At 38.9% G+C, this 26,896-nt stretch carries 27 protein-coding genes; 12 read left to right on the top strand and 15 right to left on the bottom strand.

Annotated features, from left to right (window positions below):
• Nucleotides 1–6: 6 nt before the first annotated feature.
• Complete coding sequence (locus tag G7B18_RS11645) at nt 7–717, bottom strand: SIR2 family NAD-dependent protein deacylase (protein ID WP_164122657.1); 711 nt, start codon at nt 715–717, stop codon at nt 7–9.
• A gap of 59 nt (nt 718–776) precedes the next feature.
• Complete coding sequence (locus G7B18_RS11650) at nt 777–1,073, bottom strand: DUF2892 domain-containing protein (RefSeq protein ID WP_164112491.1); 297 nt, start codon at nt 1,071–1,073, stop codon at nt 777–779.
• A 109-nt stretch (nt 1,074–1,182) separates the two neighbouring features.
• Between G7B18_RS11650 and G7B18_RS11655 the strand changes: the two genes are divergently transcribed.
• Complete coding sequence (locus G7B18_RS11655) at nt 1,183–2,022, top strand: ATP cone domain-containing protein (protein WP_164112492.1); 840 nt, start codon at nt 1,183–1,185, stop codon at nt 2,020–2,022.
• A gap of 4 nt (nt 2,023–2,026) precedes the next feature.
• Here G7B18_RS11655 and G7B18_RS11660 read toward each other — a convergent pair whose 3' ends face one another.
• The 4 genes from G7B18_RS11660 to G7B18_RS11675 are packed head-to-tail and all read right to left on the bottom strand — an operon-like array spanning nt 2,027 to nt 4,500.
• Nucleotides 2,027–2,440, bottom strand: a complete 414-nt coding sequence (locus tag G7B18_RS11660) for an NUDIX hydrolase (RefSeq protein ID WP_164122659.1) — start codon at nt 2,438–2,440, stop codon at nt 2,027–2,029.
• A gap of 26 nt (nt 2,441–2,466) precedes the next feature.
• Complete coding sequence (locus G7B18_RS11665; protein WP_164112494.1) at nt 2,467–3,189, bottom strand: ThuA domain-containing protein; 723 nt, start codon at nt 3,187–3,189, stop codon at nt 2,467–2,469.
• A 6-nt stretch (nt 3,190–3,195) separates the two neighbouring features.
• Entirely contained in the window at nt 3,196–4,260 is a 1,065-nt protein-coding gene (aroB, locus tag G7B18_RS11670) for a 3-dehydroquinate synthase (protein WP_164122661.1), read from the bottom strand.
• 33 nt (nt 4,261–4,293) lie between these two features.
• Nucleotides 4,294–4,500 carry an RNA-binding S4 domain-containing protein gene (locus G7B18_RS11675; RefSeq protein WP_164122663.1) on the bottom strand — a complete coding sequence of 69 codons (207 nt, stop codon included), beginning with the start codon at nt 4,498–4,500 and terminating at the stop codon, nt 4,294–4,296.
• A gap of 92 nt (nt 4,501–4,592) precedes the next feature.
• On the opposite strand from G7B18_RS11675, the gene G7B18_RS11680 reads away from it, so the two are divergent.
• The gene (locus G7B18_RS11680; RefSeq protein WP_164112497.1) at nt 4,593–5,789 is read left to right on the top strand and encodes a proline dehydrogenase family protein; all 1,197 of its coding nucleotides are present in this window, start codon (nt 4,593–4,595) and stop codon (nt 5,787–5,789) included.
• A gap of 123 nt (nt 5,790–5,912) precedes the next feature.
• Nucleotides 5,913–6,524, top strand: coding sequence for an HAD family hydrolase (locus tag G7B18_RS11685; protein ID WP_164112498.1), 612 nt, complete (start codon nt 5,913–5,915; stop codon nt 6,522–6,524).
• Nucleotides 6,525–6,528: 4 nt separating this feature from the next.
• Here G7B18_RS11685 and G7B18_RS11690 read toward each other — a convergent pair whose 3' ends face one another.
• Both G7B18_RS11690 and G7B18_RS11695 read right to left on the bottom strand, forming a co-directional pair.
• Nucleotides 6,529–7,878 (bottom strand): outer membrane beta-barrel protein, encoded by a 1,350-nt coding sequence (locus G7B18_RS11690; RefSeq protein ID WP_164122666.1) that lies wholly within the window; start codon nt 7,876–7,878, stop codon nt 6,529–6,531.
• A gap of 11 nt (nt 7,879–7,889) precedes the next feature.
• Entirely contained in the window at nt 7,890–8,504 is a 615-nt protein-coding gene (locus tag G7B18_RS11695) for an RNA polymerase sigma factor (protein WP_164112500.1), read from the bottom strand.
• Nucleotides 8,505–8,781: 277 nt separating this feature from the next.
• Between G7B18_RS11695 and G7B18_RS11700 the strand changes: the two genes are divergently transcribed.
• From G7B18_RS11700 to G7B18_RS11715, 4 genes are all read left to right on the top strand, one after another.
• The gene (locus G7B18_RS11700) at nt 8,782–9,642 is read left to right on the top strand and encodes a universal stress protein (RefSeq protein WP_164112501.1); all 861 of its coding nucleotides are present in this window, start codon (nt 8,782–8,784) and stop codon (nt 9,640–9,642) included.
• A gap of 5 nt (nt 9,643–9,647) precedes the next feature.
• On the top strand, nt 9,648–9,890 hold the full coding sequence (locus G7B18_RS11705; protein WP_164112502.1) for a hypothetical protein: 243 nt from the start codon (nt 9,648–9,650) through the stop codon (nt 9,888–9,890).
• Nucleotides 9,891–9,985: 95 nt separating this feature from the next.
• Nucleotides 9,986–11,221 carry a PQQ-dependent sugar dehydrogenase gene (locus G7B18_RS11710; protein WP_164122668.1) on the top strand — a complete coding sequence of 412 codons (1,236 nt, stop codon included), beginning with the start codon at nt 9,986–9,988 and terminating at the stop codon, nt 11,219–11,221.
• Between the two features lie 79 nt (nt 11,222–11,300).
• Nucleotides 11,301–11,618, top strand: coding sequence for a GNAT family N-acetyltransferase (locus G7B18_RS11715; protein WP_164112504.1), 318 nt, complete (start codon nt 11,301–11,303; stop codon nt 11,616–11,618).
• 202 nt (nt 11,619–11,820) lie between these two features.
• Here G7B18_RS11715 and G7B18_RS11720 read toward each other — a convergent pair whose 3' ends face one another.
• The gene (locus G7B18_RS11720) at nt 11,821–13,662 is read right to left on the bottom strand and encodes a carbon starvation protein A (protein WP_205600354.1); all 1,842 of its coding nucleotides are present in this window, start codon (nt 13,660–13,662) and stop codon (nt 11,821–11,823) included.
• A 192-nt stretch (nt 13,663–13,854) separates the two neighbouring features.
• Here G7B18_RS11720 and G7B18_RS11725 point away from each other — a divergent pair, with 192 nt between their 5' ends.
• Together G7B18_RS11725 and G7B18_RS11730 are read left to right on the top strand one after the other, a co-directional pair.
• On the top strand, nt 13,855–15,633 hold the full coding sequence (locus G7B18_RS11725) for an AMP-dependent synthetase/ligase (RefSeq protein WP_164122670.1): 1,779 nt from the start codon (nt 13,855–13,857) through the stop codon (nt 15,631–15,633).
• A 10-nt stretch (nt 15,634–15,643) separates the two neighbouring features.
• Nucleotides 15,644–16,009, top strand: a complete 366-nt coding sequence (locus G7B18_RS11730) for a diacylglycerol kinase family protein (protein ID WP_164112506.1) — start codon at nt 15,644–15,646, stop codon at nt 16,007–16,009.
• Nucleotides 16,010–16,072: 63 nt separating this feature from the next.
• Here the strand turns inward: G7B18_RS11730 and G7B18_RS11735 are convergent, their stop codons facing one another.
• Nucleotides 16,073–16,786 (bottom strand): DsbA family protein, encoded by a 714-nt coding sequence (locus G7B18_RS11735; RefSeq protein ID WP_205600254.1) that lies wholly within the window; start codon nt 16,784–16,786, stop codon nt 16,073–16,075.
• Nucleotides 16,787–17,169: 383 nt separating this feature from the next.
• Here G7B18_RS11735 and G7B18_RS11740 point away from each other — a divergent pair, with 383 nt between their 5' ends.
• The 3 genes from G7B18_RS11740 to G7B18_RS11750 are packed head-to-tail and all read left to right on the top strand — an operon-like array spanning nt 17,170 to nt 19,369.
• The gene (locus tag G7B18_RS11740; RefSeq protein WP_164112507.1) at nt 17,170–18,579 is read left to right on the top strand and encodes an MBL fold metallo-hydrolase; all 1,410 of its coding nucleotides are present in this window, start codon (nt 17,170–17,172) and stop codon (nt 18,577–18,579) included.
• 5 nt (nt 18,580–18,584) lie between these two features.
• Nucleotides 18,585–19,181 (top strand): methyltransferase domain-containing protein, encoded by a 597-nt coding sequence (locus G7B18_RS11745; RefSeq protein ID WP_164112508.1) that lies wholly within the window; start codon nt 18,585–18,587, stop codon nt 19,179–19,181.
• Nucleotides 19,178–19,369 (top strand): hypothetical protein, encoded by a 192-nt coding sequence (locus tag G7B18_RS11750; protein ID WP_164112509.1) that lies wholly within the window; start codon nt 19,178–19,180, stop codon nt 19,367–19,369. The genes G7B18_RS11745 and G7B18_RS11750 overlap by 4 nt, the downstream gene beginning before the upstream one ends.
• Nucleotides 19,370–19,415: 46 nt before the next feature.
• Here the strand turns inward: G7B18_RS11750 and G7B18_RS11755 are convergent, their stop codons facing one another.
• The 5 genes from G7B18_RS11755 to G7B18_RS11775 all read right to left on the bottom strand — a co-directional run bounded on the left by G7B18_RS11755 (nt 19,416) and on the right by G7B18_RS11775 (nt 26,665).
• Nucleotides 19,416–19,853 carry a hypothetical protein gene (locus G7B18_RS11755; protein ID WP_164112510.1) on the bottom strand — a complete coding sequence of 146 codons (438 nt, stop codon included), beginning with the start codon at nt 19,851–19,853 and terminating at the stop codon, nt 19,416–19,418.
• Between the two features lie 4 nt (nt 19,854–19,857).
• Nucleotides 19,858–21,447, bottom strand: a complete 1,590-nt coding sequence (locus tag G7B18_RS11760) for a SusD/RagB family nutrient-binding outer membrane lipoprotein (RefSeq protein WP_164112511.1) — start codon at nt 21,445–21,447, stop codon at nt 19,858–19,860.
• A gap of 13 nt (nt 21,448–21,460) precedes the next feature.
• A complete protein-coding gene (locus G7B18_RS11765; RefSeq protein ID WP_240452844.1) occupies nt 21,461–24,748 on the bottom strand; it encodes a SusC/RagA family TonB-linked outer membrane protein in 3,288 nt (1,095 codons plus the stop codon).
• 172 nt (nt 24,749–24,920) lie between these two features.
• Nucleotides 24,921–26,015 carry a FecR family protein gene (locus G7B18_RS11770; RefSeq protein WP_164122672.1) on the bottom strand — a complete coding sequence of 365 codons (1,095 nt, stop codon included), beginning with the start codon at nt 26,013–26,015 and terminating at the stop codon, nt 24,921–24,923.
• A 92-nt stretch (nt 26,016–26,107) separates the two neighbouring features.
• Nucleotides 26,108–26,665 (bottom strand): RNA polymerase sigma factor, encoded by a 558-nt coding sequence (locus tag G7B18_RS11775; RefSeq protein WP_164112513.1) that lies wholly within the window; start codon nt 26,663–26,665, stop codon nt 26,108–26,110.
• Between the last annotated feature and the right edge of the window lie 231 nt (nt 26,666–26,896).

Raw genomic sequence — 26,896 nt, forward strand, 5'->3', positions numbered from 1 at the left:
CCTTTATTATTTATAAAAAGAATTTTTTTTTCCGAAATTTGTAACTATTCGGGGTAGGGCTACAGATGCTTTCTCTTCAAAAAAACACATGTTTTTCCGATTTCTATTTATTGGGGGTATATGCGGATCAACAACAATGATTTGGCAATCCGAGTCCGCTTCATAAACTAAATTGGCAGCTGGATAAACTTGCAGGGAAGTTCCTATAACCAATAATATATCAGCTTTTTTAACCAATCTGTTTGCATCAGTCATTTTAGGAACGGGCTCACCAAACCATACTACATGAGGACGTAACTGAGAACCAAATTCACATTTTTCTCCCATAGTGATACTATCTCCGAGAATGTCGTATAGTATTGAAGGGTCTAGACATGACTGAGATTTTCGAATTTCTCCATGTAAGTGTACAATACTTTTACTACCAGCCCTCTCGTGTAAGTCATCTATGTTTTGTGTTATTATAGATACATCAGCATACTTCTCCAACTCTACCAATGCAAAATGTGCAGCATTGGGGTGAGCCTCAATACATTTTTTTCTTCTTTCGTTATAGAATCGTTGCACCAGCTCAGGATTCATTCTCCATGCTTCAGGCGTAGCTACTTCTTCGATATGATACCCTTCCCAAAGTCCGTCATTTCCTCTGAATGTTTGTAGGCCACTTTCTGCTGAGATACCTGCACCAGTTAAGACAACTACATTTTTAAGTTTCATAGGTTACAAAGATAAAAAAACAATAAAATATGTAGTTTGATTTTATTGCACTACTAATGTTATTTGACGAAATAGCGATGCTCTATGACCGTTACTTTGTCTTCTTCGTTAGTGATTTTATCAATAGCCGTTTTAATGGTACAATGTCCCGTAATCCCTCGATACATCAGCGCACCTCCGAGTGAGATCCCGGTAAAGGCTGCAAGAGGCCGTTTAATAATCTGTCTTATCCCTATCCCTAGTATAAATCCGCCCGCTACGACAGATAGTATCCTTTCGGAAGTCCCCAGATTTCTGTCTATACAATCCTCGTCAACTTTTTGTTTTATCTTCTCCAACGCATAGTTCAATAGCATATTCTTATCGTTTTAGTTTCGTTTATACAACAATCTATTTGATAATATGTTTTTTAGGACAGGTAATAAATTGTATATTGAAAAGGTATTTTTAATCGTAAATCAGGTAATGCAAGTAAAGAAACATTCAGGCGAACTCGTCCCCTTTAAACCGGAAAGCTTAAGATATTCTTTGTCACGATCGGGCGCTAGTCCAGAAGAAGTTGAAGGTGTATTTAATAGTATTCGAAGCAAACTTTACGACGGTATCTCTACGCGGGAGCTGTATGAATTAGCCTTTGATTACTTAAAGGCCTGTAGAGACACTTATGCGGCCCGCTACAGCTTAAAGAAAGCTCTTCGTGATTTAGGGCCTGAAGGATTCTATTTTGAAAAGTGGATCGCCAGGATATTTCAAGAAGAGGGGTATCAAGCTATAACGGGTCAAACTATACAAGGGCATGCTGTCAGCCATGAAATCGATGTGGTCGCCTGTAAAGGGGATGACCTTTTAGCAATTGAATGTAAGTTCCGGAATGATGTAGACGCAAAGATATCTGTTACGACACCGATGTACTTTATGTCTAGGGTAAAGGATATATCCGATATTATCTATACTTTTTTCAATAAATCGTTAAAAATATCCGGAGGATGGCTTGTCACCAATGCTTACTTAACAACAGATTCGATAAAGTTTGGCGAGTATCACGGTATGAATCTGTTGTCTTGGGATTACCCGAAAAGTAATAGCCTAAAGTCAAGAGTAGATAGCAATGGCGAGTATCCTATTACTTGTTTGACTTCACTAAATGAACAGGACAAAGCGAGGTTGTTAAAAGCACAGTGTATTCTCGTTAAAGATATTATTAGGGACCCTAAGTTTTTGCAGATTATAACTATAGGACAAAAGAGAGAAAAACAGGTCTTAGAAGAGGCTGAAAGCTTAGTAAATAGTCCTTTGGGACATTAGGGTACTAATAAAATAGGCCATTTAACCATTTTGGTAAAGCAAACTCTGTCAATAAATGGGCAAGTTTATAGTTTTTGTAATTTAATTTGGATAGCCAAGCAATCTCCTCTATTTCGTTGTAGGGATAGAGAGTTTGGGAAATTGACGTTCTCAGGAGAAAAATATGCCCCTCTACAGAAGTGTTTGCTTCATTAGCCGCAATAGTTTTATGCATCCCTAAGAACTCAAAATTAGCCGCGGTCAGTGTAAGGTTAAGTTCTTCTTTTAACTCTCTTGTCAGCGCCTGAAGAGGAGTTTCTCCTGAGGCTATTTTCCCTCCCGGAAGTGTAAAATATGGAGCGCTTTTTTTTCGAAGAGCTAAAAGATCTCCTTTTTGGTCGATCACAATAGCTAACGCTACAGTTATAGTCCTATGCATGATAAACCGATTAATTAGGTGTAATATTAGTTAATTTTTAAAACATATTTAACCCCACCTACAATGTGCTTTTGAAAGTTTGGGGAATCAAAAGATTCTTCTGTATGGCCTAGTCCTGTGTAAAAGGATCGGCCTCCGTCAAACTCCTGAAACCAGGCAATAGGATGAAATTTTCCCATTTTTCCTCCCTTGTAGGAATCTTCGTCCAGTGTCATTAGTATATTTAATCCCTTTTTGACATTTTTAAAGTCGTACCATTCGTCTTTATGAAACCATACGCTTTGTAGATGTGCCGTTGAAGGGTGCTTCTGATTCTTAACATCAATCTTAGCTTCTTGTACATTTGGGTGGCTTGAAAAATATCCGCCCACAAGTTGACCGTACCAAGGCCAGTTGAACTCTGTATCTGAGGCAGCGTGTATTCCCACGTAGCCTTTTCCAGCTCGTATAAAGTTTTGAAAGGCATTTTTTTGCTCCTCCGTGAAAATATCGCCAGTGGTACTCAAGAATAGTACAGCATCATAATTGTGTAGACTATCTGGACAAAAAAAAGCAGCATCCTCGGTATGAAAAGATTTAATTCCTTGATCTGCCAAAAGACCAGTCACTACACGTACCCCTTTAGGGATACTACTATGTCTAAATCCTGTTGTTTTGCTGAAAATTAGTACTTTTTTAGCTTGTTGAGCAAAAGAGTCGACCTTTGTCAAAACGAGAAGAATAACAAGAAAGAAGCTTAAGTTTTTCAAATTCTTTTATTTACTAATACTCAAATAGTAATCTAGAGCTAATTTGATATCATCTTCAGTTACAAATACATTATAGGTAGCGCTACCTATCTTTTCTAACAGCGCAAAGCCTATTTTACCATCTTCATTCTTCTTGTCATTTTTCATCAACACCATCAGTTCGGTGTAAATACTCTTGTCAAAGGAATAAGGCGTATATCGGCGAAGAAATTCCTGCGTTATATCCTTCAAGTCCACCTCTGACAATCCACTGTACCTTTTCGATAGCCAAGCTTCACAGATCATACCGATCGCGATAGCTTCACCATGTAGTAAGGGATTGTTGTCATGAAGTAATGAATAACCTTCTATAGCGTGACCGATGGTGTGTCCAAAATTTAGAATTTTACGAAGCCCCTGTTCTTTCGGGTCTTCAATGATAACATTGTTCTTAATTTCAACCGACCGGTGGATAACTTCTGGACCTATTTTTGAAATATCCATTAGTTTGCATTTTTCATATAAGTCACGGTCTTGGATTAACCCATGTTTTATCACCTCTGCAAAGCCTGAAATCAACTGTCTTTGATCCAATGTCTCTAAGAATCTGGGATTAATAAATACTGCCTTCGGTTGGGTAAAAGTACCAATAATATTTTTTACGTTATCCATATCGATACCCGTTTTGCCACCTACAGAGGCATCCACTTGTGCTAATAGCGTGGTTGGAATATGAACAAAATCAATACCTCTTTTATAAGTAGAAGCCGCGAACCCGCCCATATCAGTAACAACACCTCCACCTAGATTTATCATTAAGGCCTTGCGATCTGCCCCGAAATCAAGCATAGTTTTCCATACACCGATGCAAAAATCAATGTTTTTGTTCTCTTCGCCAGGGTCAATTTCAATAATATCATAATCAACAAGATCTGGCAACAGAGATTGCAATAAAGGGAGACAATGATCATTTGTATTTCTATCTACAAAAATTAAAACCTGTGAATAAGCTCCCTGTGAAATAAAAGATTCTAATGTCTTTAAATTCTCTTCAAAATAAACTTTATATCCTAAACTATCGATGGTTTGCATGCTCTTTGAAATCAAGTAGTAAATATACGTATTTTAAACAACTTGGGCCTTTAAATCCTCAAATTCGATGACATCTCCTTTGCGTACTTTAAGTCTTTTTCTTAAGTCTACTACGCCGTTATATTTTACAAGCCCTTCCTCTACCACACGTTGTGCCATGCCCCCATGTTCGACCCAGTTTAAGGCTTTTAATAATTGAATCATTGGAATAAATTCTCCCTCTAATGTGAATGTTTGCATATGCAAAAGTAATTTAATATCGGCTAAAATAATCTTTTTGCAAAAAAAGTAATCATTAATTACTTACTTTTGTAAAGAAAAAATAAAATAAAATGATTACACAAGAAAGCTCAACTATATTGAATTTCGATAACACAGAGATTGCGTTTCGTAACAAGACAGATAAAGATCTTGAAAGAGCCTATTGGTTATTTAAAATGGTTGCGTCAAGTACGCTTATTAAGATCGGAACCCCAATTACTAATTTTTCGCTCAGTATAGGGTTGCCTATTCAAGGTATCATACGTAATACAATTTATAAGCAATTTTGCGGAGGTGAAACGATAAAGGGATGTTCTAAAGCTATAGAAGACCTAGGTAAACGGAACGTAACTACTATCTTAGATTATTCCGTAGAAGGTGAAGATTCCGAAGAAAGCTTTGATGCCTGTCGGGATGAGGTTTTGGCTACTGTAGAGTTTGCCAAAACTAATAAATTAATCTCCTTCTGTGTTTTTAAGCCTACTGGTGTTGGGCGATTTGATTTGTTGGCGAAAGTGGACGCCAAAGAAAAGCTAAGTCCGGAAGAAACACAGGAGTTTGCCCGTCTTGTGGATCGTTTTGACGAAATCTGTAAAGCCTGTTATGAAGCTGATATCAGGGTTCTTATCGATGCTGAACATTCTTGGATCCAAGACACAATAGACGATATCGCCCGAGAAATGATGGAGAAGTATAACAAACAAAAACCTATTGTTTACAATACCTATCAATTGTACCGACATGATAAGCTAGCGTCGTTGAAAGCAGATTTTTCATACGCACAAGTTCAGAATTTTTACTTAGGAGCTAAAATTGTTAGAGGAGCCTATATGGAAATTGAACGCGAACGTGCAGCTGAAAAAAAATATCCCTCCCCTATTCAGCCGACAAAATCATCAAGTGATACAGATTACAACGATGCAATCTTGTTCTGTATAGATAATTTGGAGAAGATTGGACTAATGGCCGGTACACATAATGATGTAAGTAGTATGTTGTTGGCTAAAGAAATGGATCGACGTAATATTCCCCATAATCATCCTCACGTATTTTTTGCTCAACTCTTAGGAATGTCAGATAATCTATCTTTCAATTTAGGGGCTGCAAATTACAATGTCGCAAAATATATGCCTTACGGACCCGTAAAATCTGTTATGCCCTATCTCTTTAGAAGAGCACAAGAGAATAGTTCCGCAGCTGGCCAAACAGGACGGGAGCTTAGCCTTATTATAAAAGAAAAGCAACGTAGAAAGAGCTTACAAAAGTAAAATCAAATATATTTATCTCCGTAAGAGGTATACTTAAAAGTCTTCGTTTTGAAAATGAGATAGGATGTAGATCCATTCTCTTTGATATCCGGAGACTTTTTTAGTGAAATCAAGATCAATAAGATGAACGAATTAGAATTAGAGAAGTACAATAGGTTAACAAAGCTAGCACAACCTTTTAGTACATTGATTTTTGATGTTGACGGCACGCTAGCCAATAACATTTGGGCTCACAAAGCCGCTTATGTTGAGGCCGCTTTGGAATACGGTCTTAATATAGACGACACATTGATTGATGAGACAGCAGGTTGGCCTACAGTAGCAGTTGCGCAGGAGATCTCCAAGCGATATCAAGTCACTTTAGATCCGATTGAGTTCTCTAAGCGGAAATCTGCTATTTTCATTGATAGATTTGTTTATCAAACACAGCCGATCAAGTTTGTTTGTCAGGTTTTATTGGATAATGTCGGGCATAAAAGAATAGGTATCGTTTCTGGAGGTAGCCGCTCTACCCTAGCAATCACCTTACAAGTAATTGGTCTATCCGACAAATACGAAGTGATGGTATGTGCAGGAGAGACAGAAAGAGGAAAGCCTTTTCCTGATCCATTTTCACGTTGTGTACAACTACTGGGCGTACCAGAGGAAGAATGCTTGGTTTTCGAGGATGGCGATCCGGGTGTACAAGGAGCCATGGCAGCAGGGATGTCTTGGGTTCGGATAGATCAACTCTAAAAACCTAAAAGTTAGTCATAATACGGATCCCCCCATTGGTATAGTCCATATCAGCTCTCCGGTACTCGCCGATTGGAATTTTTAGATAAGGCTCTATAGATACACCAAATCTGTTGTTGACGTTAACTTTTTTACCTATCGAAAAGTTAACAAAACCATTGAAACCATCTGTTGAAACATTTTTTTCTGCAGACTTTACTGTCTTAGTGACAGCCTTTACTGCCGTTTGAATCTGTTTTTCATTTTCCGGAAATCCGTGAGAAAATGTTTCCGTATTGACATTTTCTACATAGTGCGCATTCCTTTCTTGTCCTATGATGGCCGAATAGGAAACTCCCGCTACAGCATACAGCGATCTACCTACATTATACTTCATTTCAATAGGCACATCGACAGACTGAACAATACCAGTTACCGCATTTATATTAGGGATGATCATTCTGCTACTTTGCGGTGCTGCCAAACCAGCCATATTTTTACTTGCATCAGAGTTGTTGTTTACTATAACAGCTTCATAACTATTTGGTTCGGTAGGGTTTTTTAGCATACCCATTTCATAGGAATTGTAGGAAGCTCCCGTGCGAACACTAAGTTTATTTGTAAGATTATAGGCGAATGTAAGTCCTCCCCCAACATTCATTTTATCTCCGGTCGAGTATGGAGATACAAACAAGGCCAAGTCAAATTTATCGCCAAATCGAACCCGTTTATTTTGTGTTATATTTTCGACCTCACGAATCTTTAAGTCAGAATTAGGGTTAGATGATGTTGCTAGGGCAAGTTGATCCCTATTAATGGAATGCGGATACACTGGATCTGTACCAATAGATGAATATTTTCTATTATCATCGCTTAATGGATTGAGCTCATTAGACGAAATATTAATTCGTGCATTGATGTTCCGGATTACATCAGATACAACGGAGAGAGCTAAAAATCTGTCTACAGTACTATTTTTATCGGAAGATACTATTTTATTTCCAATAGCGTTATCGGCGGCATTAGCTGTGTTTCCTTTCTCAGCTAACGGCGCGGTATCATAACCTTCCTTGTGCATCGGAGTATTTAACGGGGCTACATTATCCTCGTCGATCGGTGTTTGTCTCGTCGAGGCAACTTCACTTTCTCTGGAGACGGTCGGTTTTGTAGTGTCGCTGATATAGTATACCGATCCTATTCCAATTAACAGACAAGCAGCGACACTCGCAGCCCAACGTGATATCTGCTGGATTTTTTTCGCACGATTACCATATTGATCGTTAAAGCCTTCCCAAGCGCCGGGTCTATATGCACGCTCAGGTTGTGACTTAAGCCGATTTACAATTTCATCGATTATTTCTTTCTCAGTTTTCATTCTGTCTAATTTTAAGAATGATTTATATTGTCCAATACAGAAAATTGATCTGTATAAAGTTTTCTTAATCTGGCTTTAGCTCGTGTCAAATAAGTTCTTGAAGTACTTTCCGGTATATTCAATAATTGACTGATTTCTTCATGCGAATACCCTTCAATTTCATAAAGGTTGAATATAGAGCGTTGGATTTCTGGAAGTTCATACAACAAGTTCAATATATCATTTTCTTCCAGTCTCGTAGATAAATTTACTGCATGATGTAAGAGTTCCCCGTCATGTACATCGTCCAAAGCATAAGTTTCCTTCTTGGCCCTGATTTTATCAATCGATGTGTTCACTGTTACGCGTGCCATCCAAGCTTTAAATGTCTTCTCAATGACCTGCTCATCACTGTCAAAAGAAAAATCCTTGACTTTTCTAAATATTTTTACAAATGACTCATTGACCACGTCCTCGGCCTCCATTTCTTCTTTAACATAACGTAGAGCCACAGCCATTAAATACCCATAAAACTTTTTGTAGATATAAGACTTGCTTCGTTCGGTATCGGCCAATACACATTCCTCCAAAGCGGACTTTAGCGTTAAAGGTGTTCTCTTTTGGAAATATTTTGGCAATATATTCACGTAAGACTTATCTGGTGTTCAGTTATCTAATTTATGTAATTTATTCCCAATAATACCAATCATAAAGTCTTCATTCTACTTAAAATTCCCTTTTCGATAGAAAACGAATATAAAAAGAAGATCGCTACAGCAAAATAAATGTTTCCATGTATATTTATCTTAGCTCTTGAGTCTTTGTTTCTTTTTGCTTAATTTTAAAATAAAAAAGGCGGCAAAATCATCTTTATAGAACATTCTGATGAAGTCATGTCGTTATAGACTCAAACAATTTACTGAGATGAAACATATACTTTTTCCCACGGATTTTTCAGATGTAGCAAATAATGCGTTCTTATATGCTATGCGTCTTGCAAATCAGCTTGATGCTAAATTATTTGTGCTGTATTCTTATGTTACACCGGTATTGTCTGCCACTCACGCAGGACAGCCAGAGATGTTGGCCGATGTATATCAACAAGTTGAGTTATCTAAGTTTGATTATTTCAAAAAGCAGGCCCCTGCACTTCACGAACTGGCAGAAAAAAATGGTTTGGATAGCAGTAGATTAGTGTTTCTGTTTGAGGAAGGTACTGTTGTCAGTAGCGTCAGGAAAGTCGTGAAAACAGAAGAGATACGGTTGGTAGTTATGGGGACATATGGCGCTTCTGGCTTAACAGAAAAGTTTGTAGGTACCAATACAGTAGCGGTTATACAAAATATACGGCAGCCAGTCTTAGCTATACCAGCAGGAGCAAAATATTCCCCTATAAAGAAAATAGCTTTTACTACGTTGTTCCAGGAGAAAGATGTCGCAGCTTTAGAAGAAGTTGTTGATATGGCAGCGCTATTTGAGGCAGAAGTTTATTGTACCCATGTGATGGAAGATACCAGTAACCCAAGTAACGCTTTATTTTATGGAGAAGACTGGAGTAAGAAATTTCAAGGTAAGAAACTAGATTTTGTCTTTTTAGAGAAGAAAGAAAGTATTGAAAACACCGTTAATAGTTTTCTGAAAGAGAATAACATTGATCTTTTAGCTATTGTCAAACGGAATAGAAATTTCTTCGATAGATTAATCAATTCTAGTCTATCCAATAAGTTCGCGTTTCATTCGAACACACCGATACTAGTTTTCCACGAAGAAAAAGGAAGTAAATAATACGGATGTTAGATACAATTGTAAATAATCTACAGCAAGCAAATATGCTGGACCGACCTGTTGAGAAATACACGATGATTGTCAATGAGAAATCAGAGACGCAGGGTGCACTTTATTTTATTCCAATAAAAAATAGAGAGATTAAAGTACTGTTGCCCGCTCCGCATCATAAAGATTTCCAAGGTATGTGTGACGCACTTACCTATAGGCAGTTATTAAAGCATAAGGAAATTATTGTGCTGAAATAATCGTTCGTCTACAAACGATGTACAGTAGTATTCATTTCGTTTGTGATTACAAGAAACAAACAGAGCTTGCAAGCTCATTAAGTAATTATATACATATGAAAAGTATTCTTTCACTAGCCTTGCTTTCATCAACTTTGGTAGGCATAAGTTGTAATAATGGTACAGCAAACGAAAATGTTGATAACGCAGCAGACAGCACCTTAGCCCCTGTTGAAACTCAAAAGGCAAACGCCGACTACAAGCCTGCCTTTGTGGGGCAGACAAGAGTGCCGGGCGTAAAAACAAATACCCCCTTTGAAGGCAGAGTTATCGCCGAGGGATTGAAATCTCCTTGGGGGATTGTTGTTTTACCAGACGGACGATTCCTTGTCACAGAAAAGGAAGGGAATATGCGTATAGTAGATAAGCAGGGTAAATTGAGTGAAGCTATCACCGGTTTGCCAAAGGTTGACACTGGCGGACAAGGAGGTTTGTTAGGCGTTGCTTTAGATCCACAGTTTGCGACCAACCGTATGGTGTACTGGACCTTTGCTGAGCCGTCTTCTGCAGGAAATCAGACAGCAGTAGCCAAAGGGCGGTTGGCTAACGATTATAAAGCTATAGAAAATGCAGTCGTCATCTATCGTGCAGGCCCGGTCTTTAAAGGTAATCTTCATTACGGAGGACGAATTATTTTCGATAAAAATGGAAATCTTTTTGTCACGACCGGAGAGCGGTCTGATTTGAAAACGCGCCCTATGGCACAGGATTTAAAAACTAGTCTCGGTAAGATTGTGCGGATCACCAACGATGGAAAACCTGTTGCAGATAATCCATTTGAAGGAAATACCACTGCTATCCCAGAGATATATTCTTATGGACACCGTAATCCACAGGGTATCGCTTTTCATCCGGAGACTGGGGATTTATGGGAAACAGAGTTTGGACCTAGAGGTGGTGACGAACTCAACCGCGTAGAAGCCGGCAAAAACTATGGGTGGCCAGACATTACCTATGGCATTGAGTATTCGGGTAAGCAAATCGGTACTCCTCCTATCCAACAAAAAGAAGGCATGGAACAACCTGTTTATTATTGGGACCCTGTGTTATCGCCTTCTGGAATAACTTTTTATACAGGATCTGCAATTCCTGAATGGAAAAACAATCTATTTATAACTGGATTAAGTAGTATGCATATTGCACGACTCGTGATTAGAGACAATAAAGTGATTGGGGAAGAAAGGTTGCTCAGTAGAGAAGGTCAACGATTCCGCGATATTGTTCAAGGAGCTGATGAAGCATTGTACACGATTACAGATGGAGGGAAACTATATAGGATCGGTAAAAAATAGAGATTTTTTTCTTAATATACCTTAACTATTGTAGTATCGTGTTGTCGTAATTTTGGTATGTATTAAATAAGTAAACGCCATGAAATCAGAAATAGAGCAGACTCCGTTGGTAAAAAATGATTTAGATCATCGCTTTGAAATTGAAGTTAATGGTCATTTAGCATTTATTGATTTCAAAGAAACTAGAGAAAGGATTGCACTAATACATACTGAAGCCGCTCCTGAATTAAAAGGGACAGGTGCAGCAGCTATCCTGGTCGAGAAAACCTTAACGTTTATCGAACAGGATGGGCGAAAGTTAATGCCTTACTGTCCCTACGTATTTGCTTACATCAAAAAAAATCAAACGTGGAAACGCATTGTTGATCCGAGCTTTCCTACGTATGGAAATTTATAGCGTGAATTGTAAATAGGTAGAGGTTTTGCCACATATGATCTCATTTTGTGGGATTTTATTGTGGTCTAATTAAGTTATTTGTCTTTGGCACAAGTTTTGATAGACTAATATTAGATTGTAAAAGATTTTTTATTAATCACTTATAATTACAATATACTTCCTAAAGCCCAATAATATGTGCGATATTATTGGGCTTTTCCTTTTATCTGTTAACAATCTCTTTTACTTTTTCATTATAAAAGTCGGTATAATTAGCGGACATATTGAGTAATTTGTACCATTTTATAAATGCACCAACGAAAACAATTGACATCAGAATCATTGCAAATACAGCCAATGAAGCCAGTAAGTATTGCCTATTGGGTATGTATGTGTTAAAAACTTGCTCATATCCGGCCCAGAACGTAATAATTGCCATAAATATTCCAGGGATCGCTGTGCATAATGCGTACCTCCCCCTGTCCATGCGTAGAAGCATTGTAGTACACACTATAAGTCCACATGCTGCCAAAAGTTGGTTACTTATCCCAAATAAAGGCCAGATACTACTTACGTTTCCTGTGTACACCAGATATCCCCAAGCGAAAGTGAATAAAAAACTGCTGATAAGGATTCCGGGTATCCAATTCTTATCCTTAAATTGTGGAACCACATTACCCAACATTTCTTGAAGAAAGAAACGTCCAACGCGGGTGCCTGCATCTATTGCCGTCAGAATAAATACAGCTTCAAACATAATTGCAAAATTGTACCAATAGGCCATTACATCGTCCATAAATGGGATATTGTCAAAAATATGTGCCATACCTACCGCTAGTGATACAGCTCCCCCTGTTCGGCCATGTAGATCTACACCAATTTTTTCCATAAAATGATTCAGATCTACTGTAATTAATTCAGGGTGCTTTGCTATAAAGTCCTCGTAAGCAGCTATAGGTGTGTTTATTGCAAAGTAATCCCCCGGCATCAGGGTACACGCTGCGATAAGAGCCATCAGCGCGACAAAACCTTCAACAAGCATTGCGCCATAGCCTACAAATAGAATTTCTCTTTCATTTGCTAGCATTTTCGGGGTAGTCCCGGTGGCAATAACTGCATGAAAGCCTGATATAGCTCCACAGGCAATTACAATAAAAATAAATGGTAATACCGGGCCGCCTATAATTGGCCCCCCGCCAAATACAAACTCCGTGACAGCAGGCATCTGTACAGTGGGCTGTACGAACACAATTCCTATCGCAAGCATTAATATCGTTCCGATTTTTAGGTAGGTGGATAGATAATCCCTTGGCACTAATAATAACCACATTGGGAGTACAGAAGCGAGAAATCCGTATATGGCGATAGCTATCGATATGGTATTAATATTCCAATGAAATAAATTGCTGATAGTATCATATTGCATCAAGTTATGTCCCCCAATTATACCTACAATAAGTAATAGTCCACCAATTATGCTCGCTAGAGTTACCGAATTATTACGATATCTCATAATCAAGCCCATTAATATAGCAATTGGCATGGTGATGATTACAGTAAATAGCGACCACGATGCCTCATGCATTGCGCTTATGCAAGCTAAAGAGAGACCTGCAAGTGTTAATATCAGGATGAATAGTACAGCTATTCCCGTGATCGTACCTGTTGTTTTACCAATTTCTTTGTAAGCTATGGAGGCTAAACTCTCCCCCTTGTGCCTCACCGAAGCAAAAAGCACAATCATATCATGTACGCCTCCTGCTAACACGCAACCTATCAAGATCCAAAGTGTACCTGGTAAGTAGCCAAACTGAGCGGCTAAAACAGGTCCAACTAGAGGGCCGGCTGCTGCTATAGCAGCGAAATGATGCCCAAATAACACATTCCTATTCGTAGATACATAGTCCTGACCATCAGCAAATTCGTGAGCCGGAGTAATGTTTTTGCTGTTTAAACGTAATACTTTGTTTGCCATGAAAACACCGTAAAAACGATAGGCTATAGCAAATAGGAGTAGTGAAACGAAAATTAAAGTTAGGGCATTTATGCCATTTAAAAAGTCCATAGATTTAATATTTGATTACGAAACAGTAAAAATATAAATTAAATCAAAATCAGTTAGCTGATTATTAAAATAAATTAAAAATGTTTTTATTTCATTATTATTTGAGAAGCTGTCTATTTGTTAACTTTGCTTCACAAGAATAAGATCAATTCACATTAGTATTTTGTTTCTTGCGAATATGCTATTTAATGTATGATAGAAAAACAGAATTTAAGACTATTTGATTTGGCAAGGCGTCAGATTGAGTTATATCCTAATTTACGTATGTTTGGGTCTAAACTAGATGGTCAGTGGCATTATCTTAGTACCCAAGAGTTTTTGGACCAAGTGGATAATTTGTCGTTGGGATTGTTGGAACTAGGAGTTGTAGCTGGTGAAAAAGTAGGACTGATTGCGGATAGTAGCGTCGAATGGCACATAATGGATTTTGCCATACAGCAGATAGGCGCAGTCGTCGTAGCTATGTATCCAAATATTACCGATACAGATTATCAATATATATTCAATGATGCCGAGGTAAAGCTTTGTGTTGTAGGGAATAAGACGTTATATAACCGAATTAACAATCTAAAATCCGGGATTTATAGCTTAAAGTATATCTTTTGTATGGCTGAATCTCCAGATGTCAGAAACTGGTCTGAGTTAAAAAATTTGGGATTGGATAAAGATATTAATATTTTGAATACTTGCCGAAATAATGTTCTATCAACGGATTTAGTGACTTTGATTTATACTTCAGGCACCACAGGAAAACCCAAAGGTGTGATGTTGTCCCACGATAACATTATTTTCAATGTCTTGTCGGCTAGAGATATCACCCCTTGTCAGGCTTTTGATCGCGGACTTACCTTTCTCCCTCCTTGTCATGCCTACGAGCGGATGGTTATTTATACCTATATGTATATAGGAATCACGATTCATATCGCAGAATCCTTAGAAAAGATAGGACAAAATATAGGCGAGGTGAAGCCTCATATTATGACCGCAGTACCACGTATATTGGAAAAGGTTTACGAGAAGATAATGAAGACGGGGCACGAACTTTCAGGATTGAAGCGCAAAGTCTTTGAGTGGGCTGTAGATGTTGCTGATAGCTACGATCCGAACCCAGCTAAGCGAAGTGCACTTTATAATTTTAAGTTATCTTTAGCCCGAAAGCTAGTTTTAAATAAATGGTATGAAGCATTAGGCGGACATCTTATAACAGTTGCGTCGGGGTCTGCATCTTTACATAATAAACTTGCCCGCATGTTTCTAGCAGCAGGTATTCCGATCTATGAAGGGTATGGAATGACCGAAGCATCTCCCCTTATCGCAGTGAATCATTACATCAACGGAGTTCGAATAGGCACAGTCGGACTTCCGGTAAAGTATGTTGAGGTCAGGTTGGCCTCAGATGGTGAAATACTGGTCAAAGGGCCTAATGTGATGATGGGATATTACAAAGATCCAGAGGAGACCAATAAGACCATTGTCGATGGTTGGTTACATACGGGAGATATTGCTGTTCTTGAGGAGGATCGCTTTATCAAGATTATTGATCGAAAAAAGGAGATGTTCAAGATATCTGGAGGCAAGTACGTGATCCCTCAGCCTATCGAGAAGCGACTTGTAGAATCGCCCTTTATTGAACAGGCAATGGTAATTGGTGATGGACAAAAATTTGCATCAGCGTACATTGTTCCAAATTATTCTAATCTATTAGAATGGAGCCGAAAAAATGCGCCAGATATAGTGAAGATGTCGAGAGAGCAGTTCCTTAAGCAAGAGGTTGTTTTGAAGAAAATAAATAGTGAAATTCGGGTTGCCAATCAACATTTTGGAAATTGGGAACAGATTAAGAAGCCTATAATTTTGACGGAAGAGTTTACCATAGAAAGTGGTGAGCTAACGCCGACTCTCAAAATGAAGCGAAAGGTGATTTTGGAAAAGTATAAGAACTTATTTGACGATTTGTATCGTTCTGCCTAAATGTACTGCTATGTCGGAGTTCAAGAAAAGAATAGATAGTTTTAAGTATGCTCTTAATGGGTTCAAAATTCTATTTAAAGAAGAGTTTAATGCCAAAGTTCATCTTGTATCTGCGATTTTAGCCCTGATTTTAGGGTTTTTGTTTGATCTCAATACATTTGAGTGGATTGCCATTTTGTTGGCTATAGCAATGGTAATAAGCTCCGAGTTGATAAATACAGCGATTGAATATCTTGCCAATTTTGTCTCCCCTGAAAAAAGAACAGTGATCAAGAAAGTAAAGGATTTAGCCGCTGCTGCGGTTCTTACAGCAGCTATCGTCGCCCTGTTTATTGGGATAATTATATTTGGGACAAAAATTTTAACGCTGATTTAGACCTGTTTTAATAAAATAGTTTCGGATTGAATGACATCTCTCATCCAATCCGAAACTATTCTTTTATTCACAACCTTTAGTGTTGCAGCTTGGTGCATTTTGATCTGCCACAAGCTGAATCGTATTCTTATCAGACCATTCAGAAAGAGCTTTCGCTAAGGTTTGTTCAAACATTTCCTGAGGTTGAGCTCCAGATATAGCATATTTACGGTCATAGACAAAGAAAGGAACACCCGTCACGCCAATTTGTCTGGCTTCATGAATATCCATCTTCACTTCATCCTCGAATTCCCCACGTTCCAAAGCTGCTGCCATATCCTCTTTATCTAGCTCCAACGCTGTGGCAAGTTCCTTCAACGTTTCTAGATCATCCACATTTTTACCATCGGTAAAATAGCTTCTAAATAATAACTCTTCCGCTTCCAATTGCTTACCGTGTTTTTTTGCATAATGCGCAAACATGTGCGCACGAAATGAATTTGCTACCACAGATTTGTCCATATTATACGTCAAGCCCTCCGTAGCAGCCATCTCAGTCACTTGTTTATTTAATTGCTTAGCCTGTTCTATGTTCATTCCTTTGTGCCTAGCCAAATAGTCGTCAATACCAATCGTCGTATCGGTTTGCAGATCCGGATTTAACTGATAGCTCTTCCATTCTATTTCGATACGATCCTTATTGGGCAGTGTTTCCAATGACTTTTCCAACTTTCGTTTTCCTATATAACAGAATGGGCACATTACATCACTCCATATTTCGATTTTCATTTGCTCCATAGCTTGATATTTTAGAACTGTAAAGATAGCTATATTACTTATTGTGGAATAACTACCGACACAAATATGACAACAAGCAAACAAGGATAAGCCGTAACGGGTAATGTAACATAAGTCACAGTGAGACCCGTATATTCGTTGTAACTTTACCGTAGGAAAGACAGATTAGTGAGGCATAATTATTAACTTTCCACGGATTGGAAATTTATTTCTAGAATTTAAAGATATCAAAGTATGAAATATCCAGACGTAGCACAAATGCACAGATATTAACGAAAATATTTATTTCGTGAGCTCGCTAAACCCGGTTTGGATGTTCCATCTATTAGCTGAAAAGACAGACTGATCTATCAATTGACGGATCATAACATAATTATTTATAAATGAAAGTAGAACAGATTTATACAGGATGTTTGGCGCAGGGCGCTTACTATATTGTCGCTAATGGAGAAGCGGCTATTATTGATCCTTTGCGGGAGACAAAGCCTTATTTGGATCTTCTCGCAAAAGACGGCGTAAAGCTCAAGTATATTTTTGAGACGCATTTTCACGCCGACTTTGTTAGTGGTCATGTTGATCTTGCTCGTAAGACCGGTGCTCAGATAGTGTATGGACCTACGGCCAATCCTTCTTTTGAGGCTATTATCGCTGCGGATAATCAAGTTTTTACGATCGGTGATGCTAAGGTCAAAGTGTTACATACCCCCGGACATACCTTAGAGAGCTCTTCATACCTTTTATCAGATGCTGATGGCGTCGAAAAAGCCCTTTTTAGTGGAGATACACTTTTCTTGGGGGATGTGGGACGTCCTGATCTGGCGCAGAAGGCAGCTGGCATGACACAAGAAGAATTAGCAGGGATGTTGTATGAAAGTATTTATACTAAGATACTTCCCTTATCTGACACGATTATGGTTTATCCTGCTCACGGCGCAGGTTCAGCATGCGGAAAAAACATGATGAAAGAAACTATGGATAGTTTGGGTAACCAGAAGAAAGTAAACTATGCATTGAACCAGCCTTCTAAAGAAGCTTTTATCAAAGCTGTTACAGATGGTTTGCTTCCTCCCCCAGCTTATTTTGGAATGAATGTATCGATGAATAAACAGGGGTATAATAGTTTTGAGAATGTGTTAGCACAGGGATTACGTGGATTATCTCCGACAGAGTTTGAAGCGATGGCTGAAAACACGGGGAGCTTAATTTTAGATACCCGATCCAGCGAAGTATTTGCGCAAGGTTTTATTCCACAGTCAGTCAATATTGGACTTAAGGGCGATTTTGCACCATGGGTCGGAGCAATGATCGTTGATGTCAAACAACCGATTTTATTGGTAGTAGATCCTGGCAGCGAAGAAGAAGCCGTAACTCGGTTGAGCCGGGTAGGATTCGATAACGTCGTAGGCTATCTTTTAGGAGGTTTTGATGCTTGGAAGGCAGAAGCAAGAGAGGTTGATACCGTTAATAGAATTACTGCGGAGCAATTTGCAGTGGAAGCTAAACCTAATGGAGATAAAATCATAGATGTCCGCAAGGAGAGTGAGTACGCAGCCGAACATGTAGACCAAGCCTATAACAAGCCTCTAGCCTATCTTAATGATTGGATAAAGGATCTAAATCCCAAAGAACACTTTTATTTACATTGTGCCGGTGGGTATAGAAGTATGATAGCAGCCAGTATTCTCCAAGCACGGGGATATCGTAACTTTAGTGAAGTGGAAGGAGGTTACAATGCCATCAAACAAACAGAGATTCCACGAACAGATTTTATCTGCCAGAGCAAGATATTGTAATATTTATGGAAGAACAGCTTATTGAACTTGACGCTTTCTATTGGGAGCGTAGATGGAAGGATAAACAAACGAGATGGGACATTGGCTATGCCTCGCCTGCTATTGTGCGGTACGCAGAAAATTATTCCAATAAAGACGCGGCTATTCTTATTCCGGGATGCGGCAACGCCTATGAAGCAGCATGGCTAATGGATCATGGCTTTAACAATGTCACAGTATTAGACATTTCACCTACTGCTATTGCCAATGCACAGCAAGTTATCAAAAGCGATGTCCGGTTGCAATTTGTCTGTGCCGATTTTTTTACTTACCAAGGGCAATTCGATTTAATCTTGGAACAAACATTTTTTTGTGCCATACCGGTTTCAAGACGTCAAGAGTACACTGCAAAGATGACGAGTTTACTTCATGAAAAAGGACGTCTGGTGGGCGTTTTATTCGACCGAGAGTTTGAAGATCAGGGACCACCATTTGGTGGCAGCCTATTGGAATATCAATCCCTGTTCGCAGATAATTTTGATTTTGATCGCTTTGAATGCTGTTATAACAGCATTCCGGCTCGAGCAGGTACCGAATTATTTATCAATTTAATAAAGAGATGAAAGAATTGTTTTTAAAGAACTGGACCTTTATGCGTGTGTTTAGAATAGCATTGGGGCTTATCGTTGCGGCTCAAGGCCTACATAGCAACGAATGGATATTTGTTGTACTAGGATTAATATTTGCAGTTATATCCTTTTTGAATTTAGGTTGTTCAGCCTATGGCGGTAGCTGTAATTATAGAAGGTAGGCAAAAAAGTAGACCTGCCATTACAGCAGGCCTACCACCCTATTAACTACCTGATTTTTATATATTTTTCAGTGATATGCTGCTTGATGCCGAGCTCAGGCAACTCTTCCTTACCTTGCTGTGTTAGCGTATCTCCCTTCAAAGATATCGTAAACTTAAACTGTTTACCTTCCCAGGGTCTATAGCTACAGAAGTCTAAGTTTTCCGTATACTCGTTTCCTTTTAACTGATACCTGCCACCACCACTTACGAATAGCGTAGTGCTATCTTTCCCTTGATTTTTATCGTGATTAAAGAAAGCAAAATGCGTTGCATTAATCACCTTAATCATTTCCGTTTTGGCACTATCGACTTGTACATAGACGGTATCCCCATCTTTTATTGTTGTACTTTCAATAAGTCTATAGCTTCCCATTAAGCTACTCGCCTGCTTTTGGCAAGACATGATCAGACACGTCCCAACTATTAATATATAAAAACGCATAATTTTATTGTTTATCCCACCATACTCTACCACTCAAATTATCTCCCCCAGGTACAGCAGCGGCAGCAGCTTTATAGTAAGCACTATTTGTGGTAGCTTCTTCCGCTGTTGGATAAGGTAGTCTCCGAGGTATAGTGCCGTTCGTCGCATTTCCCGGATAGACTACTGGGGTTAGCAAAGGATATCCTGTCCTTCGCCAGTTAAACCATGACTCATAGAAATTTAAAGCGGTGTTATGGTGTATCCAATACTGTGTACTAATCTGTTTAAGACCATCTGTTAGGGGATTCGCCGCGACGAAGCTGTTGGCATCACTTTCGGAGATAGCCAACTTGGGATCATATTGGCCCAAAAATGTAATTCCAGCTTTTACACCATTGGCATAATGCGTAGCTGCAGAACCTCCTATTCCCCATCTTTGCGCAGCTTCTGCGAGTAATAATTCACTTTCAGCATAGGTTAATATGAAGGTTACACCATCAGGTTTGATCATTCCAGGATGCGGTGATGAGTACTCTGGGAAGGATGTGTACGACGGATGCGAGGATATAGCATACAATTGATTGTTATTTAGGTCTTTACCGTTAGGCATTCCTTTTTGCAGAGCCGGATCTGTCAGATAGTTCTGGTTGATGTTCTTATAACTTTTTACACCCACATTAGGCCATACTTGTGTTGCAGCCACTTTTATTCTCGGATCGTTACTGCTTTTCAATGCATTGATGAATGTATCCGACCATTTGACATAGTAATGCTCAGAACCACCATCACCCACCAATACCTGGCTATTACGGTTTTGTGTAACGCGAGCGCCGGCTTCGTCATGTTGCACAAAGGCATTGTCGGCATTACCAGTTAGGGTCTTCCCTATTACTTTAGTCGCATAGGTCTTTGCTGTGTTTTCATCCACCTTGGTCAATCGCATAGCTAGACGTAGTATTAAAGAATTGCCGAAGCGTTTCCATTTCTCTAGATCCCCCTTGTAGATTAAGTCCCCTGTAATGTTATCCGCATTAGGATCTAAGGCATTGGTAGCTTCTTCCAGCTCTTTCAGCATATCCATATAGATCTCCTGCTGTTTGTCATATTTCGTAGACAGAACCTTTTTGTAATACCCTTGACCAGCTTCTGAATAAGGAACATCACCATATAGGTCTGTGATCCGAGCAAATATGAGCGCTTTCCAAATCCGAGCTACTTGATGTACATTTTTATATTTCTCATTGCCACGGGTCATTTCCACTACATCTACAATCGGCTTTACTTGTTCTTCGTAGGCTCTCTCCCAATACGAAGAGGTGTACCAGGGTGTTAACAAATATTTGTCGCCAGCCCAGTAACTAATCACTGTAGACAGTCCCTGCATCATAGTCCCTGAATATATGAGGTTGATGCGCCAGGTTTCGTAAGCAAAGTCTATACTACCAGTATATGTTAATTGTGCAGTTGATAGCACAAAATTAGGGTCAAAGTTTGTAGCACCATAAGAGATGGGATCTGTATTAATCGCCACAAAATCTTTGGTACAACTTGTATTACTAAGCGTCCCTGCTAATAATAGGAACGCTAATATATTTAATTTTTTGATTTTCATGGGGCCTGTGGATTTAGAATTTAACATTAAGATTGAAACCAAATGTTCGAGCAGGAGGAAGTCCACCTAGCTCTAATCCGATTATTGTCGCATTATAGCTCGATTCTGGATCGATGTTTTCGGTTTTCTTCATCAAGATAAATAAGTTACGTGCTACTAAATTTAAGCTTAATCCGTTGATTTTATTTTTGAATACCTTTGCCGGAACGTTATATCCAAATGTCAGCTGTCTGAATTTGATAAAGCTGGCATCATTTACAAAACGGTAAGAGGTATTATTTGCCGTATTCTCATAAAATTTTGGTGCTGTGTTACCCAGGGTTTCCCTATCTGCTAGCGTCTCTTTATGTAATCCCTTGATGTATCCATAATAGTCTGTTCCTGAAAATAACTTTCCACCAAACTTTCCATCAATTAAGAATCCTAGATTAAAGTTCTTATAGGTAAAGTCGTTATTCCATCCCGCAAACCATTTACTTTGCGAGTCGCCAAAGCTTTTCAATTCACCGCGGTCTGGCGAACCATCAGCCAATTTTACAACCTGACCTTGGTCATTATATTTGTAATCGTAAGCGAAAATTTGTCCCATTGATTTCCCCGGTACATGTTTTAAGAAACCAACGCCCGAGCGTGAAGTTCCATACAACATTTCGTCCATGCCTTCAGCTAGCGATAACACTTCGTTGTCGTTATATGTTGTATTGATAGAAGATACCCAACTGAAATTTTCGTTTTTAATAGGTGTACCTGTCAATAACATTTCTACCCCTCTATTACGTAAGGATCCCGTATTCAGTACGGCTGCCGTATAACCTGTCGTAGCAGGAATAGCAACCTGTAAAATTTCATTTCTAGAGTTTTTATTATACCAGGCAATATCCAAATTGAGGCGATCATTGAGGAAGCGAAGTTCTGTACCAATTTCCAACTCTGTGGCCGTCGATGCAAATAAGCCCGAATTAGGAACTGCTGTATTTGCTATTTGCCCTAGCGCGTTACCTTTTATATTCTGCGCCATAAAGCTATAAGATAGCGTCGTTTGGTAGGGGTTTGTGGCCTGTCCAACCTGCGCATAACCGGCACGTAATTTACCAAAATTCAATACCGACGAATTTAAGAACTCAGAGAATACCAATGAACCACTTACTCCTGGATACACAGAGTATAATTTGTTGTCTACCCCTGGTGTCGCCAAGGTGGAGAACCAATCCGAACGTAAGCTACCTGTCAAGTACAAAATATCGCGATACGCATACTCTAAGGTTCCGTATATCGACTGCATTTCTTCTTCCGATTTAATTTGGGAAAGCACTTTATTCTTTAAGCCTACAATCGTATACACGCCTGGTACTAAGAATTCCGTTCCTTGATTAATTAGAAGATCGTTTTTTGTATTTCTATAGGCAGCGCCCACATTAGGCGTTAGTGTCATATCATCCGTCAAAGAAAATGTCTTCCCCACTAAAACGTCTGCATTTAAATCATTAAATTTGGACGTTTGTAAAGCCATATTAAAGGGAGGTGCATAGGCCAATCCCCCCGGAAACACACTTGTAAACTCGTTTGTATAATAATCTTGGCCCGCACGCCCTTGTACAAAGATCCCGTTATCAAAGGTGTATCGGGCTGTCAGTGAGCTTATTAGTCTATTTCTTTTGGTGTTATTCTGAATTTCATAGGCTGCATACCAGGGGTTTGTATCCCAAGGGTTACCTGAATTATACGTTATTTCCTTTCCATTTGCATCAACCCATGGCTTTAGATTCCGAATATCAATACTTGTAGGCATGAATATCGTATTGAAGTTTGCACTACCTGCGCCATCCGAAAGCATGGGTCTGTTCTTCGCATTTTCGATAATATAGTTTGCTTTAGCATCGATAGACAATCGCTTGACAGGTTCAAAAGCGGCTCCTAGATAAAAGGATTGTCTATCTAGGCCAGAATTTGGCATAATGGATTTATTCGTGAGATCGGTCACCGAGAAACGTAAGGTACCACCTTCAAACGATTTGTTAAAAGCCAAAGAGTTCGTCCAGGTATGTCCGCTTCTATAGAAATTCTCGATATTATTCTTTTGTGCCACGTATGGGCGTTCTACACCATCAAACTGAATCACGTTAGAACCATCTAATTTACCTCCCCAGCTCGAAGCCCCAACTTGTTTTGCGGCAGCGGCAGTAGTTGGCTTCACGCCATTTGTGCCTTGTCCATATACATCCTGCCAGTTGGTACGGTCCATCACCTGCTCAATGACATAGTTAGAGCTAAAATCGATACCATTTCCTTTACCCGATTTGGTCGTGATCAAAATAACACCAGCTTTAGCCCTCGAACCATATAACGCTGAAGCAGCGGCACCTTTGAGTACCGATACACTTTCGATATCGTCAGGGTTAAGATTACTGATTGCATCCCCCATATCCGGTGCATTGTCCCACTGACTTCCTTTATTCCCATTTGGATTTGTGGAGCCTCCAGTAGCTACACCTATCGTTTTATTTTCCATAGGCATACCATTAATGACATATAGGGGTTGATTGGTCTGTCCCAAACTAGATGTACCCCGTATCACGACAGAGCTTGAAGAACCTACACCTCCCGACGTAGTCGACACATCCAGACCAGCGACCTTACCCACTAGGGAGTTGACCACATTATTCTCTCTGGCTTTGGTTAAGGATTCCCCATCTAATTGAGTAACTGAGTAGCCTATTGCACGACGCTCTTTCTTCACGCCTAGTGCAGTTACTACAACTTCACTTAGCATCTGGTCATCCGCTTCCAAGGCGATCGTTAGCTGCCCACTTTTTTGGACGGTGATTTCTTTAGTAAGATACCCGGTAAAAGAGATCACCAATGTAGTTCCCGCGGGCACTTCCAGTTCGAATTTTCCATTCAGATCTGTTGCTTTCCCGATAGCACTTCCTTTTACACGGACAGTGGCTCCAGACAGTTTATCTCCATGCTCATCGGTTACCAATCCATTTACAATTAGCGTCTGCTGTTCCGTAACAACAACTAATCCTTCCCCAGAAAGGGAATACTGTAAGCCATTCTTCACGAGCAATCGAGGCAAAAGGTCCACTACTTTTGTATTGTCCACTTTTAGCGAAAGTTCCTTGTTCAGGTTTTCATTTGTCGCACTATATACAAAGTAATAGTCGCTGTTTTCCTCAATCAATTTGAGAATTTTGCTCAACTTTGTCTTTCGGACGTCCAAGGAGACTTTTTGTTGCGAATATACATTTGCCGTAACGTTTGCAAACGCGAAGACAATCATAATTAAGGTTAGTTTCATCCGAATAATGAATCTAGAGTGCAAAAGATAATACAAATGCACTTGCATTAAGCCATTTTTAATCATACTTTAGTGTTGGTTAAAGTTTATAATAGGCTGCGTATGGGTTCGAAGCTTACGCATGCCAGGTTAAATCATTCCGTTAAAGGATGGCAATTTTTGCTGTCCTTTTTTATTTCTCATAAATGGTCACGTTTTTTTCATATATCTCATAATTAAAGGGTTTTACTTTTTGTAGTGCTTTTAGAACTTGCTCAATACTTTCGTCTCTAAATGTAGCTGTAAATCGATAGTTGCCAATAGCATCTCCTTTTAAGGTAATATTGACATCATACCAGCGTTCCAGCACAGATTTTAGTTCATTAAAATCCTGATCAACCATAGCCAATCTGTTTTCTTTCCAGGCTATATCCAATACTTCGTTGTCTGCATTACTTGCTACGTCCTGTATGGCGATTTCCTTTACGTCAGCCTTTACTTTTGGAGCTTTGCTGGTCGGTTTTGGAAACGCAGTCGCCAGTTCATTTTTATAAATGGTTACTTTCTGATTAGGCTTTATAATAATAGAATTTTCATTTCTCCCTTTACTTTTAAGCTCTATCAGACCTTCGATAAGTAAGGCTTCAGACGCTAATTCATCCGGATAAGATTTTACGTTAAATGAAGTCCCTAAAACGCGAATATCGAATTCGTTAGTATGCAAGACAAAGGGTTTGTCCACATCCTTTTTAACATCCAGATAAGCTTCTCCTTCCAAAAATACCTGTCGGCTAGATATACCAAAATCTTTATCAATTTGAAGTTTACTTGCCGAGTTTAGTGTTACTAAAGTTCCATCGATCAAGGCAAATGTTTTCTTTTCTCCCTTTACCGTTTGATAGACTTCCTGCACTGCTACCATCTCGATATCTTGAGGTATGGTATTCGTGTTTTTAGTATACCATAAGTACGCAAAACCGCAGATAGCGAACCCAGCTGCAATCCGTATATAAGTAGTAGGCCTGTTCCAACGCTTTCCTTTTTCAGAACTATTCTGGTTATTGATTACATCACGTAATTTTTCTATTTGATGGTTTATGGGTTTCTTATTGCCTGACAATATCTGAAATAGACGTTGTGCACGTGCTATTGTTTCTTCCTGTTCGGGGTGTTGTAATCTGTATTGCTCCCAATATTGGATACATTGTTCGTTTTCCTGTGAACAGAATTGTTGAAAAGTATCGTCAATCAAAAAATCTTCTACTTCTTTGTAGTCTTTATGGCTCATTATTTAAGCGGTTTTATATTATAGTGCTCAAAACCGGTTCTTTTGCCTAAGAAAAAAACTAATAAATATATATATGTCTGATTTTTAGTTTGTTAAATTTCGCTTAGCTCCTGTCTTAGAATTTTGAGCGCATCATAAAGTGTGTTGTAAGCAGTCTTTACGGTCATATGGGTAGTCTCCGCAATTTTCTCGTAGGTATAACCTTCAAAAAATTTTAGATGAATCATTTGCTTTTGTCGGTACGTCAATTTTTCAAGCGCCTCTTTAAGCTTGAGTTGTACTATTTCATTCGTTTGTACGCGGATTATAAATTCATCATAAGGCATTTCAGTCCAATCCTCTTCGGCCTTCAAGTGCTGGAGAGCAGTATTTATTTTATTTTGTTTTTCGAGTAATCTTAATATTTTTCTTTTAAGGAATGTCAATAGATAAGATTGTACATTTTCTACACGATCTAGATTAGGGATCTTTTCCCATATAGAAGTGAATACCTGATCAACGGCTTCAGTACTAATATCCGCATTGCCACAGGTACGGATACCAAAATTAACCAAATCACTGTAAAGTGCTGCATATAGATCGAAAAAAGCACTTTCATCCCCGCCCCTTACTCGTTCCCACAACAACCTATATCCCAGTGATCCCTTCATGTTATTTGTTAGCCTTCTTATTATAATTGATTTACGCGCGTCGTATAAAGCGAAGATGTTTATTTTTTTAGACATTTTCAAAAAAAGTTCAACTAATTTCTAGCTACAGCATAACCTGTTAAAATATGTTAAACAGTATTTTCGAGGTACTAAGGCTCTTGTGTCTTCGTTTTTATGGTATAATTTCATAATTAGGTTAATAATTGGTTTGGTAAAATCCTGAAGTTCCCC

This window comes from Sphingobacterium sp. xlx-130, from assembly GCF_011007405.1.
GTDB classification, from domain to species: Bacteria; Bacteroidota; Bacteroidia; order Sphingobacteriales; family Sphingobacteriaceae; genus Sphingobacterium; species Sphingobacterium luzhongxinii.